Source organism: Nostoc sp., assembly GCF_054880495.1.
The window spans coordinates 1-23,872 of sequence record NZ_JBTYKD010000079.1 but is presented as its reverse complement, the minus strand read 5'-3'; the positions used below and the strand labels follow the sequence as shown (position 1 = coordinate 23,872).

Here is a 23,872-nt window from a genome sequence, read left to right as displayed (position 1 = left end):
TGGGGTTTGCCACATATCGCTAAACCAACTTCGGTAGAATTGCCTTAGTTCTTGGGCATTGGGCATTGGGCACTTGTACTGACTTGTACTGAGCGACGCGTTGCCCTGAGCTTTGCCGTACCACTTCGTGGAAGCAAGCTACGCGTAGCGTCTCGTAGAGAAGGGTCGAAGTAGCGTTCGCGTAGCGTCTCGTAGAGAAGTCGTTGGCGCAGCCTCTCGTAGAGAAGTATTGGGCATTGGGCATTGGGCATTGGTTATTCTCCTTGTCTTCCCCATCTCCCTCATTTTCCCCACTCCCATTCGACTACGCTCACGGCAAGCCCACTCCCCAATTTACTGATTTCTTTCCAGAATTACTAGTGTAAGGATGGTATTTGGAGTTAGTTATTAAGATTGCATCGGAGAAATCGATGGCTGGCACCTGAACGTGCTAAAAGATCCTTAGCAGCATGTCAAATCAGGATTGCTTCATCACTAAAAACTCGTAATTGCACTTTTAACTGATGTAAAGATTTTCACTGGAATATCTTTACAATCCCAAATCTAATATCCCAAATTCTTATGACAGTTGCTCAAAGTCCATGTGTTTTGGTGATTGAAACCGATGAGAGCCTAGCAAATCAGCTTTCTTGCGATTTGCAAGAAGCCGGCTACGAATCAATTTTGGCTCACGATGCGACCAGTGGTTTGCAACACTGTCGCGATCGCCAACCTGCTTTAATTGTTTTAGACCGAATGCTAGCAGGAGAATCAGGACTCTCATTGTGCAAAAATCTGAGAAGCACTGGTTTGCGATCGCCTGTATTGATTTTAATGGCAAGGGATACAGTCGATGATCGGGTAGCTTGTCTAGAAGCTGGAGCGGATGATTACATCCTTAAGCCTTACCGCTCGGAAGACTTTTTGAAGTTGATTCGTCTCTACCTAAAACCCGATGTGGATACCACCGAGCAGTTACGCTTTGGGGATCTAATTTTAGATATAGCAACTCGCCGTGCCATACACAACGGACGCCCAATTGACTTGACAATGAAGGAATTTGAACTATTAAAATTCTTAATAGAACATCCCCGTGAGGTGTTAACCCGCGAACAAATTCTGGAAAATGTTTGGGGTTACGACTTTCTGGGTGAGTCGAATGTAATTGAAGTCTACATCCGTTACTTGCGGTTAAAAATCGAAGATGAAGGTCAAAAGCGCCTCATTCAGACAGTGCGCGGCGTCGGCTACGTTTTAAGAGAATCTTAGAGACATTTTATCAAACGTCTCTACAAGCTAGTCTATTCAAATACAAATCGCCGTAAATTCTGTAAAATTGAAATCTAAATTACAAAATCAAAAAACTATATGACTCGTCGGTTAAGTTTGCTCTCGATGTTGCTGAGTATTTTGCTGATGGGCTGTTCCATACCAACAACGGCTAAACCTCCCACTCCCACCTTTGCTTCTCAAACTCCAGCACCTAAAGGTCAAACACTACCAATTACTGCTAAAGCTATTGTTCCTAATGGCACAACGATTCAATTAGAGGTAGCGCAGACTCCAGAACAGCAAGAGATGGGGTTGATGTATCGACCAGCTTTGCCAGATAACCGAGGGATGCTGTTTGGCTTTCCTTCAGCACAACCAGTCAGTTTCTGGATGAAGAATACACCCATGCCCTTGGATATGGTATTTCTACATAAAGGTGTAGTTAAATATATTCAGGCTGCTGCACCTCCTTGTGCAAATGACCCTTGTCCTACCTATGGTCCCAATACACCAATCGATAAGGTGATTGAACTTCGCTCTGGAAGAGCTGCCCAATTGAAGTTGAAAGTGGGCGATATTGTCAAAATTCAGTTGTGAGACTTCGGTGCTTTACAGGGATAAAGATTTTGGTGGTTACTCTGTTGAAAACCTACATAATGGCAATATATGTTGTTTTTGTAAAAAATGTCACTTTATGTGATAGAACAGTCACTTGTAACGCTACTATTTAAAAACTCTGGTAATAATTTAAAATTCTACTGTCTCCAACCTGAAATCGCGGTCTTAAGGTTTGGTTATAAAAATATTCCCTTCGGCGTTAGTGTAAATAGTCGCCAATAAGAGAGTATAGGCTATGGAATCTTTGTTACTAGATATGTAATTAAATAAAGCACAAAAGTAAAGAAGATGGAGCTAATTTAACTAAGTAAAAATACTGCTCGATTCTCAAGCAGATGATCTGCACGAAAATTTCTATTTCTCAGACCTTCTATGAGAAGCCTCTGTTGAAGGCAGATCAAAAAAACTGTACTAGGGTGTATAGCCGATAACGGCACAGTGATAGATAAAATACTGGCTACTGGCTACCAAGCAATCGTGAACTGATATATGACAATACATTCTGCACAAGGAGGTGAGATACAAATGTCCCCATCAAAATATTCTCGACTGATTCATTTTTTGGAAGAAGATTTGGCAATTTCCACAGCATCACTGGCGGTGGCACTTCGGCATCGAGAGCAAGACCCAGGCCCTTTGGCAATGATTCTTTGGCAGTATGGATTGGTTACTTTAGATCAATTAGAACAAATTTATGATTGGCTGGAGACAGCATAAGTAAGCAATTCAAAATTCCAAATGAAACGCGGTCTTTTTACTAATTTGCTGTTAGATACAGCCAAAAACTTTTCCAAACCCATATTAATGTCAATAGACAAGCCTTGAAATATGATATTGGGGACACAAAGATCACACTGCAAAATCAATTGAGTGTACCATCCCGATGCTTTGGAGATTACCCTGACTTGTTTGATCACAAACCCATCTGGGATTGAGCGGTGCAAATTAATTGGCACTGCTCCCATCTTAGACAGTTTTATTTTTGAATTTTGAATTGTTAATGTTGTGTTTGTAAGAACTAGTCAAGAAAATATCAGGCTTTGATGTGATGAAAAGTAATTGCTTTGAGAAAATAAATAGGAGCATCTCAGTGAAAGCAAATATACCAGATGAGAAACAAGATTCTTGCTCCCTCTCCGAACCTACGGAGAGGGTTGGGGTGAAGTTTTACAAGGCTTTTTACGAAAGTGAGATGCTCCCAAATCAATCTGTTAAATATACTTATTTATGGGTATCTAGTTAGTCTCTTTTGATTTAGTGCTGAGTAATGAGTAAAAATCATACTCATCACTCATGACTCAGTACTCAAGACTGACTAAACACTCTAACTGCTGCTGCTATACCAGATCCAGGGGTGAAGTCTTGGTAGCCAAGTTCCGAGAGTGTAACTTCTAAAGATGCGATACAGCTGAGGATATCGCGATCGCTCACAAAACCCAAGTGACCAATGCGGAAAATTTTGTTACTCAAATGGTCTTGACCGCCTGCTAGGGCAATATCAAAGCGTTTTTTCATCAATGACCGAATCTTATCCGGTTCAATTCCCTGTGGTGCCACAGCCGTAATCGCCGGACTCGCGGAACTATCTGCTGCAAACAGGGGTAAATTTAACCCTTGAATGCCTGCGCGGGTAGCATTCTTGAGCCGTTCGTGTCGAGCAAATATTGATTCCAAGCCTTCCTCTTTCATGATTCGCAAAGTGGTGTGTAACGCTACGATCAAATTCACAGGGGGAGTAAATGGAGTTGTATTTTTGGCTGTGGCTTTGCGATATTTGCCTAAGTCCAAATAATATTTCGGTAGCTTCGCAGTTTTGTAAGCTTCCCAAGCTTTGGGGCTGACAGAGACAAAACCCAATCCCGGCGGAATCATATAACCTTTTTGGGAACCCGAGGCGACGATATCCAAACCCCAAGCATCCACGGGGAGATTGAACGCACCCAAACTAGTGACGGCATCAACGATAATTAAAGCTTCACCGTGTTCTTTGACGTGGCGGTTGATGGCTTCTAGATCATTCAACACACCCGTCGAGGTTTCGCTGTGGGTAATGATTACGGCTTTGATTTGCTTTTGGGTATCTGCTTGGAGTTTTTCCGCAAATACTGTGGGGTCTAAGGGTTTTCCCCATTCAACCTTAACTTCTTCTACATTCAAACCGTAGGCTTGGCCAACTTCTACCCACCGTTCGCCAAATTTACCATTAGAGCCAACTAAAATGCGATCGCCTGGAGAGAGAAAATTAATTATTCCTGCTTCTACAGCACCCGTGCCACTCACATTCAGCGTCAGCACATCACTTTGAGTTTGGTGCAGCCACTTGAGGTTTTCTGTCACCTCTGCCAATATATTGCTAAATTCACTAGTACGGTGTCCAATTGGATGCTTGGCTAATGCCAGTAAAGCAGCTTCTGGCACCGGGGTTGGGCCTGGAATCATCAGCATCAGCTTATCGTTCATGTGTCTATCCTAAAAGTCAAATAAAAGTCAAAATTGTGGGAAGTTGGTTAAGTCTGGTAGCAAATTCTAGATATTCATCTACAAATTCCACTCAGCCCTTCACCAGCCTTGTTGTATATTTTCCAAATTCATAGGAAAAGTATCGTGGGAGTTGAATGATCGGTCAGCTTGACCTTTGCAATTTATACGAGACTCCAACTCAGATAAAACCTCTGTTCCAGGCAATCTTACCACACACCTAGACGCCAGGTTAAGGTGTCTGCTCGTAGGGAAGCAGCTATTTTAGCTAAGGGTGAAACGTCTATCTAAACGAGGCACAGGTATAATAAATTCTTAAATCTTACCCATAATCCGCCTCAATTGTTTTTATAGAAACACGCAAAATCGTTTTGAATATCACGGGAATCATCGGTGAAAAAGCAGTGTTTTGTTTCCACGAAGGAAGTAACCGCCTACACTATGCGGAAGAATTGGATGTTATCGGTTGCTAAGAGATAGAAGATACCCAACCCAAACTTTTCAATCTACTGGGGTCAAAGATTTGTTCTTGGGTTGCCATTCTTTAAAAAATACCTTCATCTATAAGAGGAGGTGATAATTTTTTTGAGTCAAAATCACTTCGATGCCAATATCAGAGCCTTCTCTGGCTTATTCCATAGCGATTAATTTGCCGCATAAGTTTGAGATATTTCTGCTACTAATTGCTGCACATTTTTATACTGCACTTAGTGGTAGGCGATGCTTATGTTGGGCTACACCTACGCCAATAAACGATAAGTTTTTATACTATACTTACAAAATTGCTACAATCGTGCTTAGTCTCGTTAGTTACTATTCATGGTGAGTCGTTTTTAACTAGTGTTCAGTTCATAAACTGTCACTCACCAGATCCCCGGTATTCTTGCAAAAGAGATATTCTTAGTTAGTGCAAGGAGTGATACCATTTCACCACATGTTTGTCACAAGTTATCCCCGTAATACTCCCTCCTCAGGGAGTGTTGCAGATTTCAAATGTTGCATCAAACAAGTGAGTTGGTATAAGCTTTTACGGGAAAGCGCTTGAGTGAGCAAAACTCTCAAGCGCTTTTTCGTGTATAAATAAAACAGTTAAGCTCTCTGAACTGCTATACAAATGTGTTTAAATACACATATAGTAGAGAAACAAACTACTGCTATAAAAATTGTTACAACATATACTTGACAACTTTAGAATTTGTGCATTCCGTCAAAACCTTTTTAATTGACTGGACGTACCACACGAATTAGTTTTCCTTGCAAAGTTTCTTCTGCTGTCACAGCCTTATCTATCCGTGCTGCAAACTGTTCCCAATTACGATTGTTCGTCCAAACAATAATACCGAAGTGGTTAGAATCACCACGATGTAAACGGATAAAATCAACTCTGTTGATAGTTAATATTGAGCGTTCTTGACTTATGGCAAATGCTAGCACTTCCTCATCAGATATACCTTGGTCTGCATTTTCTGCTTCTTGAACTGTCAAAACATCATGCCCCAAAGCGCATAATAATTCCACAACTGGAAACGGAAACTGCTCATCTGCGTAAAACCGTGCCATCGACTAGGCTACCTCATTACGCTCAATTGCCAATTTGATTTCATCGGCATGAGCTTCTGTATATACCCAAGCATTAGCTAAATCTGTAGCTGTAATGGTTGGATAGCTTGTCAAAAGGTCAGCATCACTATATCCAAGACGGCGAGCTTCCACAAGTACCCAAATGGGAATACGAGTTTTAGCGATGCGAGCCTCTCCACCACAGACTCTAGGAGTTTTTTCAATTCCTTGCCAATTGTTACCGAGACTTTGAGCAAGTAACTGTATAGCCTGCAATTTTTCACCAGAACTGAGGGCAAGAAGTTGTTGTTCTAACTCTTTGAGTGTCACCAATGTAAATCCTCTGATGTTTTGTCAGGCTACATTTACAATTTTATCGATTGCTAAGTACACGTCACCGCAAAAGGGGTTCGGAAATATCGAGGGTTGATGTTGGGTTTCACTACGTTCCACCTAACCTACGAATGATTAAATTCCATACTCTTTTTGTGGTTGCACTAAGTACAACATTTCATTAATAATTCGTAGCGAATTGTCTGCGCCCCTACCCTGCGGGAAGGCGAAGCGCATCTGCGTTTAAATTTTAACCCTCAATTCGCCACGATTTGACGCAAAGCTATACTTAGCTGACTACAAAATTCACCAGCTTCCCAGGTACTACAATTACCTTTTTAATCTCTTTACCTTCAATGTAACGTTGGGCAATTTCTGATTCACGGGCATATTTCTCCAACGCTGCTTTATCTGCTTGTGCTGGTACTTGAATTGAGCCACGAGTTTTACCCATAACTTGAATCACTAAAGTGATTTCATCCGCTACCAAAGCAACAGGGTCAAATGATGGCCAAGTTTGAGTGTGAACTGAATCACTTTCACCCAATAAATGCCACAATTGATCAGCAATGTGTGGTGCAAATGGTGCTAGTAAAACCACCAAAGTCTGAATACCTTCTGCATAAATTGGTGAATTTTTGCCATCAGCATCAGTTAAGGCATTACTCAACTTCATCAATTCGGAAATAGCTGTGTTGAATTGATATTCGTCTTCCACGTCTTCTGTCACCGCTTGAATCGCTGTGTGAATCGCCCGCCGCAATTCCTTTTCTGCCTTAGTTAAATCAGAGAGTTGAGCTTTTTTATGGGATACCCCAGCAGCAATATAATCTGTCACCAAACGCCAAACCCGATTTAAAAAGCGGGATTGTCCTTCCACATCGGCTTCATCCCATTCCAGGTCTTTTTCTGGCGGCGCTTTGAACAATATGAACATCCGCGCTGTATCTACACCATATTTGGAAATTACATCTTCTGGTGCTACACCGTTACCTTTTGATTTAGACATGGTGGCATAGAGACGTTGCAGTGGTTCGCCTGTCTGGGGGTCGCGCGGGTCGGCTGAATTTACCAGATTAGAAGGAATCCATTTATCTTTACCACCCTTATTAGGATTTAGGTAAGTTAAACCCTGCACCATACCCTGAGTTAACAGGCGTTGGAAGGGTTCATCAAAGTTTAACAAGCCTCTGTCCCGCAGTACCTTAGTAAAGAACCGCGAATATAACAAATGTAAAATCGCGTGTTCAATTCCACCCACATACTGATCGACTGGCATCCAGTCATTGATTTTACTGGAATCGAAAACCTGTTGTTCATTCTTAGCGTCAGGGAAGCGCAAGAAATACCACGAGGAATCAATAAAAGTATCCATCGTGTCAGTTTCCCGCTTCGCCGAAGTGCCACAAGTTGGACAAAGTACATTTACCCAGCTTTCCAACTGAGTTAAAGGTGAACCGCCACGTCCAGTAAATTCCACCTCTTCCGGCAACTGTACTGGTAAATCTTTATCAGGCACTGGCACTATCCCACAGTTGGGACAGTGAATTACAGGTATCGGTGCGCCCCAGTAACGCTGCCGCGAAATCAACCAATCCCGCAAGCGATATTGCACCCGCACATTACCAAAACCTTGTTGTTCGGCGTATTCAATTATTGCTTGTTTAGCATCTGTGGAAGTCATACCAGTAAAAGCCCCAGAATTAATTAAAATTCCTGGTTCAGTATATGCCTGGTTATATTCAATTTGAATGAGTTGTGTGACTTCATCAATCTCTGATGTTGGGGTTAAGTCAAAACCTGCAACATCATCCGGGGAAACAATGACAAAATCAACTGGCAAATCGTAATTTTTGGCAAACTTAAAATCCCGGACATCATGTGCTGGTACACCCATCACTGCTCCAGTACCATACTCATACAGTACATAATCAGCTATCCAAATGAGCACTTCTTCCCCTGTAAATGGGTTAATTGCCTTACCACCTGTGGGGATACCCCGCTTAGGTTTGTCTTCAGCGGTACGTTCCAACTCACTTTGATGGGAAACTTCTTTAACAAAGGCTTCTACCGCTGCTTGTTGTTCTTTTGTGGTGACGCGCTTAGTTAAGGGATGTTCTGGTGATAATACTAGGTAGCTGACACCATAAACGGTATCTGCACGTGTGGTGTACACGCCAATTTTTTCATCTATCCCAATGATGGGAAATTCTAAGTAAGCGCCTGTAGATTTGCCAATCCAGTTTGCTTGCATCGACTTGACGCGTTCCGGCCAACCTGTCAATTTATGCAGGTCATTGAGCAATTCTTCGGCGTAGTCGGTAATCTTAAAAAACCACTGGCGTAATAATTTACGCTCAACTATTGCCCCACTGCGCCAAGAACGTCCTTCGTTATCAACTTGCTCATTTGCCAGGACAGTTTGATCAATGGGGTCCCAGTTTACAGCGGCTTCTTTTTGGTAAGCTAACCCCGCTTGCAAAAACTGCAAGAAAATCCATTGTGTCCACTTGTAATAATCTGGTGAACAGGTAGCAAGTTCGCATTCCCAATCAATAGATAAACCAAGACGCTGCAATTGCTGCCGCATCTGGGCCATATTCTGATAAGTCCACTTTGCTGGTGGTACACCACGGTCAATGGCGGCGTTTTCTGCTGGCAAGCCAAAGGCATCCCAACCCATTGGGTGTATTACCCGATACCCTTGCATTCGCTTAAGGCGAGCAATCACATCGGTAATCGTATAATTACGGACGTGACCCATGTGTAGGCTGCCCGATGGATAAGGGAACATGGATAAAGCATAAAATTTTGGCTTGTTGCTAGCTGTCGGTGTCTTATCTAAGCCAAGTTCTACCCATGTTTTTTGCCATTTTTCCTCAATTGCTGCTGGGTTATATCGGGAATCAACAGAATGACCTATTTCCAATGCTTTCATGCCTGTTACACTTTACTTCTACTAAATTTCTAGTATTTGCCCTTATTAGTACATTTGAGCTACTATTTTGAGGGAATTATCTGTCTAGTAATTTTCTAATTTGACTTCTAAAATCAATTTACTATTTCTCTCTATTCCATATTTCTCTCTATCTTATATCCCTAAAGTTATTAGACTAATACTCTAAGGAATAAGAATTAAATAACATACAATTTATGTCCCTGGCTTACCTCACCCTCAATGCCTCTCCGATATATTGGAGAGGGAAGCTAGAGGCAGGATGAAGTTTTGCATTTTATTTAATCCACGTTCCTAAGAATTTTGACTATGTACTCCCGATGAAAATAGAAATAAAAAAAAGTCCCCAGGCTTAGGATACCAGGGACAGTTTGCATTCCGGTCGTAAACTGATTTACTGGCTTAGTAGTCCGATCGCCATTTCAAGGTGCATCTTAACCTTGTGCAAGTTCAGCAGGTTCTCTTGATCGTATCTGTCAGGATAGACTCATAGCTTTGCCCTCCATCGTTGATGGGTTTTTATTGCTGTCAATTAAGATGGTTAAAATAGATGAGCGCTGAATCAAATATAAAATTTTCTAACTTAGTGCAGGTTTTGTCTACGGTACGCTCAAACCAAGTGAAGCTAACTATAAAAAATACTGTGCTGGCAAAGTAGTAGATGTCAAAAGAGCTTTTGTACAAGCTAAATTATTTACTCTGCCAATGGGCTACCCAGCAATGACGCTAGGGGATAGCCAAGTTCACGGATATTTACTCACTTTTACCAACCCAAAGATTTTAAATGAGCTAGATGTGCTAGAAGATTACCAGCCTAATCGACAAACGCCAGAAAACCTCTATAATCGACAAATTATCGAGGTTTATGAGCCACAATCGCTCTCTCTGGGTTGGGCTTGGGTTTATTTAATGACTCTAGAACAAGTTGAGCAATTAGCAGGCTTCCTCCAACCTGACGGTTGGTGGCGTAGCTATGGCTTAACCGTAAAGTACAGTTATGGTTTGTGAACTGTTGACTTTACGATTAGTTTATGTCCTGGCGTTGCGGCTGTACCTGATAAATTGATTTTTCTGGAGGGGCTACTGCTGCTTTCGGAATTTCAATTACCGGGTTATTTAGTCCCACCATCAGAGGGGAAGGGGGAACCATAGACGCTGAGGACGTTTGTATCGGTTCTATTTGGGCTAATTGCGGCGTCCTTGAGCCACCACCAGCTACTAAGCCAGATAGTGCGCTGATTGCACAAGCAGCAACGGCTGCACCTCCCATCATCCAGTTTAAACGGGAACGGCGGCGCAAACATATCATTACTTGCTGAACTGTTGCTTCTGGTGACTCTTGGGCTGTTGGCACTGGCAGACTCCGCAAGCCTTGGCGCAGCTTTAACAGCCGGGCATACAAGCATTGAACTGAGGCATCATTTGCCAGCCATTCTTCTACTTGCTTGCGTTCTATAGCCGTGACTTCACCATCGAGGTAAGCACTCAATAACTCGAAGCGATCGCGCTTCACCATATCCATAAGACCCGTTGATTCATTGGTATGCTTGCCCATTCCATCTGGTAAATCTTGAGGAAGTTGCAAAGGTGAACGGTCGAAAAACTGAGATTCAGTAGTCATCTTAACATTATTACCAATTCCTACATGGGTAAACTGGGGGAGAAATTCGGAAAAATTGTCAATTTTCCTGCTAACGGCAGAAGCGATCTAGTTTATGGTCATTCTTAATCAATGCTTAAATTCTGCCTAATGGCAGAGGCAAGATAATGTAAATTAGGAATCTAGATAATTCTGCAAGTGAGCTTGCAGCCTCGTTCTAGCTCTGGCTATTCTTGACTTGACAGTTCCTAAGGAAACTCCAGTGATTTCGGCAATTTCTTCATAAGCCAAGCCTTCGATTTCTCTAAGGACAATGGTAGTACGAAAGACTTCTGGTAAATCCGCGATCGCTTCCCGCAGTTGCTCGTAAAATTCTCTGGTTGTCAGGACTTCCTCAGGCCCTGGGGTATCCCCGGCGATTTCCCAATCCATCTCACCGTCCTCTAGGGAACGGGGTGCATCGAGTGACAAAGGACTCATCACCCGCTTGCGTTTCCGCAACTCGTCGTAAAACAAGTTGGTGGCAATCCGGCTTAACCAGCCCCGAAATTTAGCAGGATCTTGTAATCGGTTAATATTCCGATACACTCGAATCCAAACTTCTTGAGCCAAATCGGCTCTGTCAGCCCAATCTGGAGCTAGGTGGTATAGAACTCTATCAACTTGACTTTGATAGCGGCGTAATAGTTCTGCAAACGCCACACGATCGGGTCGCAGTCCCACTTGACAGCACAAAATTAAATCGTGGTTAGGGAGTTTGTCAACTTGCACTGATGCTTCTGGATACTTTGCATCAACCGTTGACCAGGATACAGTAATCGACTGACTCATAGATCGTACTGGCTCTAAATCATCCCTATCTATTAGACCTGCTAATGGGGTAGAAGTTCCATGCTAAGGTGACGGATTTATGACTGGAACACTGAAGCAGACAATTTTGGATACATTTATAGCAATCAGGAGAGCCACTTTTTGCTTATACTGCTCCCATAGTTGCCCTTGCACCCATCAACTAACAAAGGCGCAGTTATTAGATGCACATTTTGGTACTTTTAGCAACCGGGTATATACGCTTGATCAAAATAATTAAATCTGGTTATAAGAATGAAGAGAAAAATTTTGTAATTCTAGCTTCTTGATACCTTTAAAAATCAGGTAATAATTTCTGGAAGGTGGATTGCTGTGGTTACTATAATGGTGATTTATTTTTTTGATTTTGTCACCAGAATAATTGCTGATTGTTCTACTTGTGATCCGTAGATAGCACCAGAGTTATTTTGCTCTGGTAAGCGAACTTGAAAAAAGAAACTAAGGGAAAATGTAATTGTGACTGCTAGCAATAGTTTTTCAAACAAGGTTTTTCTCCCACCGACACCATTAATCATTGATTGCTACATTTCAAAAGTTCCACCAGAAAGTTTAAGTATTGGCTTACAATCCCCAGAACTATTGGAGTTTTGCTGCTGGGACAATTTGCATAGTCTTAGTTTGCCCAGAGGTGCTGGCAGATTTATATGGAAAATGATAAGTTTTGATAAATTTTTGATAATCGGATGATCAACTCATCCAATTATTCGGCTGGATATGTCAGGGATAAACAATAGGCGATGGCAATGGTAAGAAACGAATCTATAGGGCGTATGGTAATGTTGCTTTGTTTTGGCACAGCATTTTTATCTTTAGCTGTCCATTGGCGCATTACTACGGCGGAACGGCAGTCTGAGAAGTCTGCATCTAGTTCAATGCGGCGAGATTCTACCCTAACCAATCCTAAGGCAAGCCGCACAGTGGGAGTCTACAAGAATCTTTCCCAAGTGAGTTTAGGGGAAAGTGCGCTGGGTGCATCTGTGACGCCTGCTGAAGTTACCCAAGGCTCAACTGACCAGAGGGCGTTTACACCAAAGTCCTCTGCTATTAAGCCTCAAACTAAGTTGAAAATAATTAAGAAGAATGTAGTTAAAGCAACTGTTCCGAGAGCTTATACACTCAAGTATTCTCGTATTAAGCCTCAAACTCAGCCCCAAATAATTAAGAAGAATGTGGCTAAAGCAACGGGCCTACCAACTAAGACGCGGCTGGTGGTGCAGGCAGAAAGACAAAATCCCGTTGCGGATAGTTGGCCAAAAACTCTCTGGTCTCAGGCTTCAGCCCAACAAATACCATCTAATCGGCTGGCAGATACCAAGACGCAAGTAGTCGTTGTTTTAAGCGATCGCCGCACCTACGTATACGCAGGAGATGAGGTGATCGCCAGCTACCCAATTGCTGTCGGTAAGAAAGGTTGGGAAACGCCCACAGGTTCTTTCCAGGTAATCCACATGCGACACTATCCAATCTGGCGTCACCCAATTACGGGCAAAGTATTTCAAGCTGGTACTGATAGTCCCTTGGGAGACAGATGGATTGGTTTTTGGTCAGATGGACGCAACGAAATTGGCTTTCATGGCACACCGGATATTGATCTGGTAGGAACGGCTGTATCTCACGGCTGTTTAAGAATGCGTAATTCTGATGTCCGATTGTTGTATGAGCAAGTGAGTTTAGGGACAACAGTAGTAGTGCGTAATTAATTAAGGGTCGTTGTCATCTTGCTCAAAGTTAGGTGCGTATGTCTGAAGTAAAGAACTAATTTGGCGGACAATTTCATTGCCAATGTTTTTGCCTAATGCTTGCCGTTCTGGGAAGAAATTGGGTTGATCGAGGTAACGGTTAATTGCCGCACTTACTTGCTGAGAAATTAATTCTTGCAGTTCTACCTGAGCCGTTTGGCGCTGGAAGTTAGCACCTTCTTCTGTAGTAGCATACAAAGGTGGTAGCCGATTGAGAGCGTAAGCAGCAATATCCCCGACATCTAGAGAAGTTTCGGTGGTGGTTTCAATTTCTGCGACTCGGGCGATCGCTTCCGCCAGTACCAATTCTTCCATGACGTTAATGAATTGTTTGCGAGGTACCGCCACTACCTCACCAGTCAATAGCGCACCCATCAGCTTATCCAGCGCCATATACTCTTGAATTAAGAGTTCCGAGCCGTTGTCACAGATTCTAGCAACTTCTGCTTCCATTGCTGGTGTCAAATAACCATCCTGGAGAGCTTGTTCTACAATTTTTTCGATACTCATAAGGCTTCTCTCATTTATGTTAGCCAAGCAAGGTAGGGACGGTATAAATCCAATTTTTTTTGCCTAATTAATTCTCAGCAAAAAAAATAGAAATTATGCACAGACGCGATCAACTCTGCCTCTACTAATTAACGACCTTAGTTCGCCAAGGGGTTGGATCAACAGATTGTCCGTTGACATACAGACCCCAGTGTAAATGTGGACCTGTGGCAGCACCTGTTGAACCTACTGCGCCAATTAGTTGACCAGCTTTCACAAAATCACCTTCTTTAACGTTAATACGACTCAGGTGCATGAAAATACTGGTTACTCCTTGACCGTGGTCAATGCCAACTACGTTACCGTGTACCCGAAACCCTTGGGATACCTTACCTACCAAAGCAACTCGCCCAGCAGCTGGGGCAATTACTGGTGAACCGGCACCACCAGCGTAGTCAACGCCACGATGATAGTAGTCTTTTGCAAATATACCATTATAGTAGCGACGTACACCATAGTTTGTACTCATCCGCCCGGCATTTGGTTTCAGGAATACTCCATTCCAATACTTTTGTGGCGTTTGTAGCGCCTTAAAAGCTGCCACGCGCTTAAGCTCATATTCTGTGGCATCCAATCCGGCTTTCCCGGGTGGCAAAGTAATGCGTTGTATGGGGAATTTGCGATTAACTACATTCACTGCCAAGTTTTGCACTTGAGCATCTCCAGCAACGCGAAGTGTTCTAGTTCCAGCTTTTTCTAGTGGAGTTGTGGGAACAAAAGCCCGATATTGATTGGGGGCAATTTCAAAGGCTGGGTATGTATTTTTACCACTAGCTACTGTTGGATTTGTACCATTCTCCCGATTATCTAGATGAATCTCTACTGAGAGTGTATCCCCTAATTTAGGATTAGTTGGAGTCACTTTTACTTGTAAAGCATCTACAGGCAATGCGAAGGTGATAGGGAGAACAGCTAATATTCCCTTTAACACATTTATTGCACGGCGATTGGCTGTTAAAGTTTTGACATCAAAACCGAGCAACTTTTTATTTGAACTACTAGGGCTATTCTCAATAATCATGGAGCTACGAAAAATCCCTTGCTTGTGTTGTAAAATAGACTAGCTTATTACCACCAGTGTTTCCTGTTTAAAGCCGATGTTGTTGAAAACCATAAATTTTGGGAAATCTTCCAGGTATTTATGGATTGCAAGAGACAAGGATGAAGTTTTCCATTTTATTTAATCTACGTTTGTTATTCGCTTCCTACTTCTACTAATCCACCTGATCTGGGATGTTGGAGTCAAAAGCTTGATGTTCCGAGTTCTGATCTGGGATGTTGGGGTGCGCTGATCAACATTACAGCAGTTTTCATGTATTTAGAACCACATCTGTCGTAGGGGCACAGCAATGCTCATTGGTGTCAACTTAACGTAGAAGTTAGTCTTGGCAAGCTTTCGAGGTTTGACCCTCACAAGAACAGCCCCTCTCCCAAAATTGGGAGAGGGGAGCAAATTCTCTAGTTCCCCGAATCCCAACTTGGGAGAAGGGGTTAGGGGATGAGGGCAAAACGCCTTCTCAAAACAGATTTTTTCTTAAGTTGACACCAATGAGCTTTTTCTGTGCCCCTACCGCGTGGTCTATTTACCTGAAAATAGCTGTAAGGTGATAGTTTTACTTTCGACTTGAGCTTACCATCTTCCATGTCTACGATGCGATCGCCAATGTCTAAGAGGTTGTTTGAAAAGTAGTTAACTGTGATTTTAGGCACTAGTTGATCCCCCCTAACCCCCCTTAAAAAGGGGGGAAGCAGAATTAAAATCCCCCAATTTATCGGGGAGCCACTGCGCCCTTGCGATTTTGCGACTTGTACTCCTTCGGAGAACCCGCGTGATAGCACGTGGCGTGGATTTAGGGGGATCTAAAACGTTTTGCTACCAACAAGAGGACTTTTCAAACATCCTCTAAGATGCGGTTGTGATGAGTAACCATCAAGATGGTACAGCCTTGTTAATTATTATCCCAATGCCCTATGCCCTATGCCCCATCCCCCATCCCCATTTTTAAAACATATCAGCAGGATCGGTGGCTTGGAGTTTGCGGGTAGCGATCGCACCGGAAATTGCACACATAATTATAGTTAGCACCAATACCTGCAATGCTCGAATCGCAGTCATATACATGGGCAAATTTGTAGCTGTGCGAGTCAGTTGGTAAAGTGCTAAGGACACTCCTAATCCTGGGAAAAAGCCCAATGTTGCCAATATCAACGATTCTTCAAGCACCACACCTAGCAGGTAATAATTGTGATATCCCATTGCTTTGAAGGTGGCATATTCCCGAACGTGGGCATTAACATCGGTGGAGAGGACTTGATAGACAATAATCACGCCCACCACAAACCCCATTGATACACCCAGGCTGAAAATAAACCCAATTGGGGAATTTGTTCTCCAGAAGTTGTTCTCAAATTCAATAAATTCGGCGTGGGTTAAGACTCTGACATCATTTCTCAGGTAGGCTTTGAGCATTACTGCTACCTTTTTCGGGTCATAGCCTGGTTTCAGAAGAATCAAACCGAGACTGACACTGCTGGACTGTCGCCCAGAAAATAGCCGCAAAAAGTTTTCATCGCTGGTGATTAGATTGCCATCAGAACCAAAGGAAGCCCCGACTTGGAATAAGCCACTAATGGTAATTGTGCGCTGTTCTATTTCCGTGGTTAGGGTTTTACCTTGGTCAATTTGAGCGATCGCTTTTTGATAATCTCCTCTTGCACCACGATCAAACAAGACAGTATTCGGCATTTTGATCGCTTGCAATTGCTGGTTAACATCTGGTAAGTCAAAAGCTGGCTTATCTGGGTTGAACCCGATAACTAACACCCCCGTCTCGCGGTGTGTTTGGGGATTCTTCCAGATTGTGTTGTTGAAATACATTGGTTCTGCCGACTTTACCCCTGGTATATCCATTGCTTGATAAAGTCGCCGACGAGAAAATGTAGACAAGCTTGGCAAGTTACGGGCTTGGGGACTGGTTAAAACAATGTCTGCTTGCAAACTGCGATGTAGTCTGGTGTTACTGTCATAGAGCGCAGTCTGAAAGCCTAGCTGCATGAACATGAGAAGATCCGCAAAGGCAATGCCTGACAATGCCACCAAGAGACGGCTTTTTTCATGATTCAGTTGCAGCCATCCTAGAGGGGTTCGTCGTCGCAGTTGTTTAATCAAGCCCATCATAAGAAGTGGGGAGTGGGGGGATGAGGGAGATGAGGGGAACAAGGGGGACAAGGGGGACAAGGGAGACAAGCGGGACAAGGAGAATAACCAATGCCCAATACTTCTCTACGAGAGGCTGCGCCAACGACTTCTCTACGAGACGCTACGCGAACGCTCAGTACAAGTGTCCAATGCCCAATTCATAGTTCAATTACTGCCTTAACTTGCATATTAGTTAAGGTGGCAGCTTTTCGGCTGGAGGCTTTATCGAGTCGGATATGGACTTCCACTACTCGGTTGTCGATATTGCTGACAGGATCTGTGTTAATGACATTCTGTCGTCGCACCTGCAAGCCTTTGCGATCTACGATTCCCTGCAATTCAATCGGGAGGTAATCACCAAATATTCGCACTTGCTGCCCTGAATGGACTTTGCCGATATCGCTTTCGTAAACTTCGGCTATGACATACATCTGGCTGGTTTGTCCGATATCTGCAATGCCATCATTTGATACTAATTCCCCAGGATGGGTATGGATTTCAAATACTTGTCCATTTTGGGGCGATCGCACCTCTGCCTGTTTGAGATTAACTTTTGCCAGATTCATGGCTGCTACGGCACGATTGACTTCTGCTTGGGCAACTTCTACATCGACTCCGCGCACTTCCGCTATTTGATCAAGTTTTGCTGTGGCTTCTTTAATCTGTTGCTGGCTAGTTGATTGGGTACGATTTAAAAGTGCCTGTGCTTCTTGCAGGCTTTTTTGGACGGTTTCTAAGTTTAAACGCTTGCTATCCCGTTGGGAAGCAGAAATTGCGCCCTGTTGATTTAGTTGCTGATAGCGTTCGTCTTCTGCTTGGGCGTTACGCACTCCGGCTTGGAATCGCTCAATTGTGGCTGCTTGGGCATTAATATCACCTTGGCGTTGTGCTTCTAGGGTGGCGATCGCCGCTTTTTGGGCGGCAATTTCACCGCGTTTAGCGCCTGCTTTGGTGCGGTTTAGGTTTGCCTGGGCTACTTTCACTTCTTCCTGTGCCTCTTCTAATGCTGCTTGCAAGCGATCGCGGCTGTTCAAAATCGCAATCATCTGTCCGGCTTTTACCCGATCTCCCTCCTTCACCAACAACTTTTCTACTTGACTTCCTTCAGTAGACACCGCAGCAGAGAGTTTAATTACCTTTCCCTGTGGTTCAATCCGCCCTAAAGCTGTTACAGTTTTTAACTGGGGCAATTTTGTTGCTGGCATTTGTGCCTGTGAATTTACATAATTTTGCCAGCGTTTTACTATATAAAAACTTATTCCGCCAACCAATAAAGATGCAATTATACCTATAGCAACGGATGGACGCAGAATAGACTTAGGGAACGTTCTGTACCCTAACTTTGAGTTTCGCACCATAGATTACCTCTTAACTAGTGGCGCAGAAAAAACTAAATAGATTAAGCTTTTCTCCTTACCTATTTGCTAATTTTTACTTCCTTTGTTAGTTATTTAGGACTTACGCAAAACTACACGCGGTAGGAGCAATACCCTGCGGTCAGCTAAAGCTACATGAATTGCCCCTCCCTAAAAATCAGGATTTCAGCTATTGTTTGCGTAAGTCCTGTTATTGTTTAGAATTTACCAAGATCCTACGATTTAGCTGGATAAGATAACAACAAGTTCCTCTCCAGTTTTAAGAGACTTATGTTCCTGACAAACTACTTTTGTTTTTGGAAAGTACTCAGGTATAGTAACCGTTTTTAAAATTATGGGTTGTAACAGTGCCAACAATCAACAGACAAATTTAGTCATTAGTAATTAGTCATTGCTACTAATGACTCAAAATCCCACGGCAATTCAAGAAAACGAGCAAAGGCGGGAGCGTGTTGTCAGACAAGCGATGTTTTCGTAGCCCTGGGATGAGTTAAATTTTTTTATATTTGAAAATCCGGGAATATTTTCGGAGATATTCCAGGCAATTGAAAATGCCATATTACCTGTGAAGAATAGTTTAAAATATGTAACATTAACAATGTTCATCGAAGTTTATCACAAACACCTAAGTAGATTCGACTAAATTAGAAATGGCCATGAGCAATTCTTCTGGGGCTACAGGTTTAACGATGTGCTGTTGAAACCCGGCTTTTAGTGCTTGCTGCTGATCGATTTCGCCTGCATAAGCTGTCAGAGCAATCGCGGGAATCTGTTTTCCGCCGCCTTGTGCTTCCAGAGTCCGCACCTGTTCTATCAGCATATAACCGTTCATTTCTGGCATCCCAATATCGCTGAGTAAGATATCTGGCTTTGACTGTGTTAGCGCTTGTAATGCTTCATTTCCTGATGCGACTGCGGTGACGATCGCTCCAAATTGTTCCAGCACAAAGGTAAAAAAGTCGCGGGTATCAGCATTATCATCTACAATCAGAATTTGTAGACCCGTCAGGGGAGAAGCGGCAAAAACGGCAGTTGAGGAATCAGCATTGGTGTCATCGTTAATTGTTGGAGCGTCTTTGATCAGTGGTAAGCTAACTGTAAACATCGCTCCTTTGTCGTCGCCAAGACTTTCGGCACCAACCGTTCCACCGTGCATCTCAACTAAGTGACGAGCGATCGCTAAACCTAACCCTAAGCCACCAAACTTTCTAGTTGTAGTACTGTCACCCTGACGGAAATAGTCAAATATATGAGGGAGGAAGTCAGGATCAATACCCTTACCTGTATCGCTGACGGTAATCTGCGCTTGAGCGTCGATGCACTCCAATCGGACATTTACTTGTCCTCCAGTTGGTGTGAACTTGACGGCATTTAATAAAAGGTTCCAGAGGACTTGCTGTAAGCGGGCTGAATCACCCAGAACTTTCCCCACACTCCGATCAAGCATCATCTCAATCTGAATGGTTTTTGCCTCTGCTGCCAAACGCACTGTTTCCATTGTGGCTTCAATGGTGGATGCGAGATTGACTGGGATCATATTCAGGTTGAGTTTGCCTTGGAGAATGCGAGAAACATCCAGTAAGTCTTCAATTAGTTGAGCTTGTAATTTGGCATTCCGCTCAATGGTTTCCAGTGCTTTTTTCAGTGCTTTCTCATCAAATTTACGGCTCTGTAATAGTTTTGCCCAACCGAGAATTGGATTAAGAGGCGATCGCAATTCATGGGAAAGTACTGCTAAAAACTCATCTTTTATCCGGTTAGCAGCTTCTGCTTCCGCACGGGCTAATTGCTCAAGTTGCAAAAGGCGATCGCGTTCTTCTTCGGTGCGTTTGCGATCGGTGATATCTGTTAACATCGCGATCGCACCTAAGAACTGATTTTGTTCACCAAAAATCGCTCTCGCAGAAATCAGTGTCCAGATGTACGAACCATCCTTGCAGCGCAATCGACCTTCTTTAAGATCACTCCTTTCTCCCTTCAGCCATTCCAGTTTCTCTTCGGCTGCTATCCCATCAGTCTGATCCATAAAATCAAAAAAGGAACGACCGAGCATTTCTTCAGCCGGATAGCCCAACATCTGTGACAACCTCTGATTCACATACTCTGTTTGGGCTTCTCCGTCAATCATCCAGATTCCCTCATAAGAGGTATCAACAATTCGGCGATATCTGGCTTCACTCTCCTGTAAAGACTCCTCTGCTCGCTTGCGCTCACGCCGCTCCTTAGCTGACCGCAATGCCCGTTGTACCGAGGGAACTAACCGCCCTAATCCTTGCTTTAATACATAATCGGTTGCACCGTTCTTCAAAGCTTCGATCGCTAATTCTTCGCCCAAGGCGGCAGAAACAAAGATAAAAGGAACCTCTGGAAAGCGATTTCGGGCAATTTCTAAAGCAGAAATTCCATCAAAAGATGGTAAGGCATAATCGGCAAGAATTAAATCGAAAGCCTCTGTTTCTAGAGCAGCTAGGAAATCAGCACTGGTTTCGACTCGGATCAGTTCGCAATTAATTCCCCCTTCAGTTAGCATCGCTTCGGTAAGCTCTGCATCTAAAAGACTGTCTTCCAAAAGCAGGAAACGCAGGACATTCATTAATTGCCCTCCTGTTGACGATGAGGTGCCGGCGGTAAAGCACCAATGGGAGGCTGATTGATCACTGCCCAAAACAGTCCCACACCTTTAATAGAATTGACAAAATCATGGTAATCTACTGGTTTAACAACATAGGCATTCACCCCTAACTCATAGCATCGAACTAGGTCTGGCTCCTCACGAGAAGAGGTTAGTACTACGACTGGAATCACTCTCATTAGTGGGTCAGATTTGAGTTGCGCTAGTACTTCTAGTCCATCAATTTTAGGTAATTTTAAATCGAGCAGTACTACAACAGGATACCCTTCCATTCGCAACCGAAATAACCCCCGGCGATAAAGATAATCCAGTGCTTCTTCTCCATCACGTACTACCACCACTTCGTTGGCGAGATGGTTTTCTGACAAGGCGGCTAGGATTAATTCTGCATCGTTGGCACTGTCTTCAATAAGTAGAATTCGCTTGAGTTCTTTCATTCACTCTCGTGTGTCAACAACTTAGGCAGTGAGAAATAAAAGGTGGCTCCACTGTCAACTACAGCCTCTGCCCAGACTCGACCATTATGGCGATGAATAATCCTCTGTACGTTTGCCAATCCAACACCTGTTCCTTCAAATTGTGGGTCGCTATGTAGGCGTTGAAATACTCCGAATAGCTTGTGGACATATTGCATATTAAAGCCTACGCCGTTATCTTGGACAAAAAAGATAACTTCGTTTTCATTGTCAGTACTGCCAACGGCGATTTCTGCTGGGTTTCGAGTCTGGGTGTATTTTACGGCATTGCCCATCAGGTTGCGAAGCACGAGCCGCAGCATGGAGGGGTCCCCCTGCACTTCTGGCAGTGCCTCAATCTGCCAATTGATTACGCGTCCTGGGCTTTGTGTGATCAAATCGCGTTTGACTTCTTGTACCAATTCTTCCATATTTAGGTTGATGTAGCGCATTTCGGTGCGCCCCATGCGCGAAAATGTCAGCAACTCATCGATCAGGATTCCTGCCTGTTTTGCAGTTTCGGCGATTATCCCCAAATAACGCTGACTGGTTTGATCTAAGCTGGTTGAGGTATGCCGCTTCTGAAACAATTCGATAAATCCGGCAATGTGGCGAAGCGGTGCCCGCAAATCGTGAGAGACTGAATAGGAGAAAGATTCCAGTTCCTTGTTAGCGGCTTGGAGTTGGCGGGTGCGCTCTTGAATCCGTTGCTCCAGCATTTCGTTGAGTTGTTGCAGGGCGGCTTCGGCAACTTTGCGATCGTGAATGTCGCTGGCGATGCCCACCCACTTGATAATCTGTCCGGCGGGATCTCGAAATGGTAAACCCCGGACAATATGCCAACGATAGCTACCATCAGAAACTTGACGAAAGCGAATTTCTTCTTCGTAGTTTGTGGCATTAGCAACAGCCTGCATCGAAGTTTTAAAGGCGCGATCGCGGTCATCCGGGTGAATGATATAAATCCAGCTATAGCCAGTGGTCTGCTGCATTGTCAGTCCGCTATAGTCTAACCAGTATTGATTGCAATAGGTAATACCACTATCGCTATTACCCATCCAAATAGCTTGCGGCGACACTTCTGTTAAAATTCGGTATCGTTCTTCACTGTCACGTAGCGCTTCTTGTGCTAAGTTGCGATCGTGGATATCAACACAGGAGCCGATATAGCCAAGAAATTCCCCCGTTGGTGCGAATCGAGGCACGCCAGTATCCAAAACCCAACGGTGTTCGCCATCAAAGCGTCTGAGGCGATATTCCATTGTAAATTTTTGTCGGGCATCAAAGCCATTAATATATATATCTAAGCAACGCTGAAAATCATCAGGATGTGCACCTTCAGCCCACCCATTGCCCATTTCTTGCTCTAGAGTCCGCCCAGTAAAATCTAGCCAGGGTTTATTAAAGTAGTTACAAAGTTTGTCAGTGCCGGACATCCACACCAGTACAGGAGCGGTGTCTACTAGGTGGCGAAAGCGAGCTTCACTTTCACGCAATGCTGCTTCTGTCTGCTGACGATCGCTGATGTCAGTGATTAAAGCTGCATACCCTTCAATAAGTTCCCTGTTTATTAAACTGGGGAACATAAATAGAATTAATGTAGCGTGTTCCAGCATCTTTATAAGTAATTTGACTTTCAAAAGTAACCTGCTGTCCTGCCAGTACTTGTTCCACATAGGGACGAACTACTTCATAAGCGGATTCACCCACAACTTCCCAAAGATGCTTTCCATAGATTTCTGCCGCCGGATGCCCAAACCACTCTTGATATGCTCGGTTATTGAAACGGTAGCGTTGTTCTGAATCTACAAAGGAAATCAGAACTGGTAGCGTATCTGTAATCAGGTGAAGTTCTGTTTCTAGTTGCCGCAGTGCTTCCTCATTGGACTCTGTTAACCGACCAAACCTGACCTCGCTTTCGCGTAGGGACTTTAGACTTGCTTCGGCTTGCCGTTGGGCTGCGCGGCGTGATTCGTTGAGCCAGCTGATTAACCCTGCTGTCAGGATGAACACAAATAACGATACTAAAATGTTCAGATTTGTAATGTTCAGCGAATAGAGTGGTTTGAAAAGGAAGTAATTGATTGCCAAAGTAGATAAAACTGTTGCAACTAACCCCGGAGCCAAGCCACCGTACCAGGCACTCACCATTACCGCAGCAAAAAACAGCGCCGCAGGTGTGGCGCTCAGGTATGGATTGAGTCGCAGGGTTGCCCACAGTGCTAAAGCAACGGATAGCAAAGCAATAACATAGTG

The 23,872-nt window shown here is 43.6% G+C and carries 21 protein-coding genes and 1 pseudogene; 5 read left to right on the top strand and 17 right to left on the bottom strand.

Annotated elements, in window-relative coordinates; translation table 11 throughout:
- Positions 1 to 44: 44 nt before the first annotated feature.
- Positions 45 to 251 (bottom strand): hypothetical protein, encoded by a 207-nt coding sequence (locus tag ACYTXL_RS09270; protein WP_461924469.1) that lies wholly within the window; start codon positions 249 to 251, stop codon positions 45 to 47.
- A 310-nt stretch (positions 252 to 561) separates the two neighbouring features.
- Here ACYTXL_RS09270 and nblR point away from each other — a divergent pair, with 310 nt between their 5' ends.
- The 3 genes from nblR (at position 562) to ACYTXL_RS09255 (ending at position 2,586) form a co-directional block, all read left to right on the top strand.
- On the top strand, positions 562 to 1,248 hold the full coding sequence (nblR, locus tag ACYTXL_RS09265; RefSeq protein ID WP_461924468.1) for a response regulator transcription factor NblR: 687 nt from the start codon (positions 562 to 564) through the stop codon (positions 1,246 to 1,248).
- A 99-nt stretch (positions 1,249 to 1,347) separates the two neighbouring features.
- Entirely contained in the window at positions 1,348 to 1,848 is a 501-nt protein-coding gene (locus ACYTXL_RS09260; protein WP_461924467.1) for a DUF192 domain-containing protein, read from the top strand.
- Between the two features lie 510 nt (positions 1,849 to 2,358).
- The gene (locus tag ACYTXL_RS09255; protein ID WP_461924466.1) at positions 2,359 to 2,586 is read left to right on the top strand and encodes a DUF2949 domain-containing protein; all 228 of its coding nucleotides are present in this window, start codon (positions 2,359 to 2,361) and stop codon (positions 2,584 to 2,586) included.
- Positions 2,587 to 3,174: 588 nt separating this feature from the next.
- Here ACYTXL_RS09255 and ACYTXL_RS09250 read toward each other — a convergent pair.
- The 4 genes from ACYTXL_RS09250 to leuS all read right to left on the bottom strand — a co-directional run bounded on the left by ACYTXL_RS09250 (position 3,175) and on the right by leuS (position 9,178).
- Positions 3,175 to 4,329, bottom strand: coding sequence for a pyridoxal-phosphate-dependent aminotransferase family protein (locus ACYTXL_RS09250; RefSeq protein ID WP_461924465.1), 1,155 nt, complete (start codon positions 4,327 to 4,329; stop codon positions 3,175 to 3,177).
- Positions 4,330 to 5,565: 1,236 nt separating this feature from the next.
- Positions 5,566 to 5,907, bottom strand: coding sequence for a DUF5615 family PIN-like protein (locus tag ACYTXL_RS09245; RefSeq protein ID WP_461924464.1), 342 nt, complete (start codon positions 5,905 to 5,907; stop codon positions 5,566 to 5,568).
- Positions 5,908 to 5,910: 3 nt separating this feature from the next.
- Positions 5,911 to 6,237: a DUF433 domain-containing protein gene (locus ACYTXL_RS09240; protein WP_461924463.1), complete on the bottom strand. Its 327-nt coding sequence runs from the start codon at positions 6,235 to 6,237 to the stop codon at positions 5,911 to 5,913.
- Between the two features lie 292 nt (positions 6,238 to 6,529).
- Positions 6,530 to 9,178 carry a leucine--tRNA ligase gene (gene leuS, locus ACYTXL_RS09235; protein ID WP_461924462.1) on the bottom strand — a complete coding sequence of 883 codons (2,649 nt, stop codon included), beginning with the start codon at positions 9,176 to 9,178 and terminating at the stop codon, positions 6,530 to 6,532.
- A gap of 672 nt (positions 9,179 to 9,850) precedes the next feature.
- Between leuS and ACYTXL_RS09230 the strand changes: the two are divergent.
- Positions 9,851 to 10,204 (top strand): annotated as a pseudogene (locus ACYTXL_RS09230) (gamma-glutamylcyclotransferase family protein); the annotation flags it as partial.
- A 16-nt stretch (positions 10,205 to 10,220) separates the two neighbouring features.
- On the opposite strand, the gene ACYTXL_RS09225 reads toward ACYTXL_RS09230, so the two are convergent.
- From ACYTXL_RS09225 to ACYTXL_RS09215, 3 genes are all read right to left on the bottom strand, one after another.
- On the bottom strand, positions 10,221 to 10,817 hold the full coding sequence (locus ACYTXL_RS09225; RefSeq protein ID WP_461924461.1) for an anti-sigma factor family protein: 597 nt from the start codon (positions 10,815 to 10,817) through the stop codon (positions 10,221 to 10,223).
- A gap of 153 nt (positions 10,818 to 10,970) precedes the next feature.
- Positions 10,971 to 11,627, bottom strand: a complete 657-nt coding sequence (locus ACYTXL_RS09220) for a sigma-70 family RNA polymerase sigma factor (protein ID WP_292795188.1) — start codon at positions 11,625 to 11,627, stop codon at positions 10,971 to 10,973.
- Positions 11,628 to 11,998: 371 nt separating this feature from the next.
- The gene (locus tag ACYTXL_RS09215) at positions 11,999 to 12,181 is read right to left on the bottom strand and encodes a hypothetical protein (protein ID WP_461924460.1); all 183 of its coding nucleotides are present in this window, start codon (positions 12,179 to 12,181) and stop codon (positions 11,999 to 12,001) included.
- Between the two features lie 228 nt (positions 12,182 to 12,409).
- On the opposite strand from ACYTXL_RS09215, the gene ACYTXL_RS09210 reads away from it, so the two are divergent.
- Positions 12,410 to 13,366: a L,D-transpeptidase gene (locus ACYTXL_RS09210; RefSeq protein ID WP_461924459.1), complete on the top strand. Its 957-nt coding sequence runs from the start codon at positions 12,410 to 12,412 to the stop codon at positions 13,364 to 13,366.
- Here ACYTXL_RS09210 and ACYTXL_RS09205 read toward each other — a convergent pair whose 3' ends face one another.
- The 9 genes from ACYTXL_RS09205 to ACYTXL_RS09165 all read right to left on the bottom strand — a co-directional run.
- On the bottom strand, positions 13,367 to 13,915 hold the full coding sequence (locus ACYTXL_RS09205) for a late competence development ComFB family protein (protein WP_461924458.1): 549 nt from the start codon (positions 13,913 to 13,915) through the stop codon (positions 13,367 to 13,369).
- Between the two features lie 124 nt (positions 13,916 to 14,039).
- The gene (locus ACYTXL_RS09200; protein WP_461924457.1) at positions 14,040 to 14,975 is read right to left on the bottom strand and encodes a M23 family metallopeptidase; all 936 of its coding nucleotides are present in this window, start codon (positions 14,973 to 14,975) and stop codon (positions 14,040 to 14,042) included.
- Between the two features lie 470 nt (positions 14,976 to 15,445).
- Entirely contained in the window at positions 15,446 to 15,664 is a 219-nt protein-coding gene (locus ACYTXL_RS09195; protein WP_461924456.1) for a hypothetical protein, read from the bottom strand.
- Positions 15,665 to 15,956: 292 nt separating this feature from the next.
- Positions 15,957 to 17,129 (bottom strand): ABC transporter permease DevC, encoded by a 1,173-nt coding sequence (gene devC, locus ACYTXL_RS09190; protein ID WP_461924471.1) that lies wholly within the window; start codon positions 17,127 to 17,129, stop codon positions 15,957 to 15,959.
- A 182-nt stretch (positions 17,130 to 17,311) separates the two neighbouring features.
- Positions 17,312 to 18,508, bottom strand: a complete 1,197-nt coding sequence (locus ACYTXL_RS09185) for an ABC exporter membrane fusion protein (RefSeq protein WP_461924470.1) — start codon at positions 18,506 to 18,508, stop codon at positions 17,312 to 17,314.
- A 646-nt stretch (positions 18,509 to 19,154) separates the two neighbouring features.
- The gene (locus ACYTXL_RS09180) at positions 19,155 to 21,122 is read right to left on the bottom strand and encodes a hybrid sensor histidine kinase/response regulator (protein WP_461924455.1); all 1,968 of its coding nucleotides are present in this window, start codon (positions 21,120 to 21,122) and stop codon (positions 19,155 to 19,157) included.
- On the bottom strand, positions 21,122 to 21,598 hold the full coding sequence (locus ACYTXL_RS09175; protein WP_461924454.1) for a response regulator: 477 nt from the start codon (positions 21,596 to 21,598) through the stop codon (positions 21,122 to 21,124). Before ACYTXL_RS09175 ends, ACYTXL_RS09180 begins: the two co-directional genes overlap by 1 nt.
- The gene (locus tag ACYTXL_RS09170) at positions 21,595 to 23,202 is read right to left on the bottom strand and encodes a sensor histidine kinase (RefSeq protein ID WP_461924453.1); all 1,608 of its coding nucleotides are present in this window, start codon (positions 23,200 to 23,202) and stop codon (positions 21,595 to 21,597) included. The genes ACYTXL_RS09175 and ACYTXL_RS09170 overlap by 4 nt, the downstream gene beginning before the upstream one ends.
- Positions 23,168 to 23,872 (bottom strand): DUF4118 domain-containing protein (locus tag ACYTXL_RS09165; RefSeq protein ID WP_461924452.1); only part of this gene is annotated, 705 nt, incomplete at its 5' end. The genes ACYTXL_RS09170 and ACYTXL_RS09165, both read right to left, overlap by 35 nt.

What these genes read in the sequence shown, in the direction of transcription:
- ACYTXL_RS09270 (WP_461924469.1), bottom strand. Translation starts at nt 251, where the DNA reads ATGCCCAATGCCCAATGCCCAATACTTCTCTACGAGAGGCTGCGCCAA.
- nblR (WP_461924468.1), top strand. Translation starts at nt 562, where the DNA reads ATGACAGTTGCTCAAAGTCCATGTGTTTTGGTGATTGAAACCGATGAG.
- ACYTXL_RS09260 (WP_461924467.1), top strand. Translation starts at nt 1,348, where the DNA reads ATGACTCGTCGGTTAAGTTTGCTCTCGATGTTGCTGAGTATTTTGCTG.
- ACYTXL_RS09255 (WP_461924466.1), top strand. Translation starts at nt 2,359, where the DNA reads ATGACAATACATTCTGCACAAGGAGGTGAGATACAAATGTCCCCATCA.
- ACYTXL_RS09250 (WP_461924465.1), bottom strand. Translation starts at nt 4,329, where the DNA reads ATGAACGATAAGCTGATGCTGATGATTCCAGGCCCAACCCCGGTGCCA.
- ACYTXL_RS09245 (WP_461924464.1), bottom strand. Translation starts at nt 5,907, where the DNA reads ATGGCACGGTTTTACGCAGATGAGCAGTTTCCGTTTCCAGTTGTGGAA.
- leuS (WP_461924462.1), bottom strand. Translation starts at nt 9,178, where the DNA reads ATGAAAGCATTGGAAATAGGTCATTCTGTTGATTCCCGATATAACCCA.
- ACYTXL_RS09225 (WP_461924461.1), bottom strand. Translation starts at nt 10,817, where the DNA reads ATGACTACTGAATCTCAGTTTTTCGACCGTTCACCTTTGCAACTTCCT.
- ACYTXL_RS09220 (WP_292795188.1), bottom strand. Translation starts at nt 11,627, where the DNA reads ATGAGTCAGTCGATTACTGTATCCTGGTCAACGGTTGATGCAAAGTAT.
- ACYTXL_RS09215 (WP_461924460.1), bottom strand. Translation starts at nt 12,181, where the DNA reads ATGATTAATGGTGTCGGTGGGAGAAAAACCTTGTTTGAAAAACTATTG.
- ACYTXL_RS09210 (WP_461924459.1), top strand. Translation starts at nt 12,410, where the DNA reads ATGGTAAGAAACGAATCTATAGGGCGTATGGTAATGTTGCTTTGTTTT.
- ACYTXL_RS09205 (WP_461924458.1), bottom strand. Translation starts at nt 13,915, where the DNA reads ATGAGTATCGAAAAAATTGTAGAACAAGCTCTCCAGGATGGTTATTTG.
- ACYTXL_RS09200 (WP_461924457.1), bottom strand. Translation starts at nt 14,975, where the DNA reads ATGATTATTGAGAATAGCCCTAGTAGTTCAAATAAAAAGTTGCTCGGT.
- devC (WP_461924471.1), bottom strand. Translation starts at nt 17,129, where the DNA reads ATGGGCTTGATTAAACAACTGCGACGACGAACCCCTCTAGGATGGCTG.
- ACYTXL_RS09180 (WP_461924455.1), bottom strand. Translation starts at nt 21,122, where the DNA reads ATGAATGTCCTGCGTTTCCTGCTTTTGGAAGACAGTCTTTTAGATGCA.
- ACYTXL_RS09175 (WP_461924454.1), bottom strand. Translation starts at nt 21,598, where the DNA reads ATGAAAGAACTCAAGCGAATTCTACTTATTGAAGACAGTGCCAACGAT.
- ACYTXL_RS09170 (WP_461924453.1), bottom strand. Translation starts at nt 23,202, where the DNA reads ATGTTCCCCAGTTTAATAAACAGGGAACTTATTGAAGGGTATGCAGCT.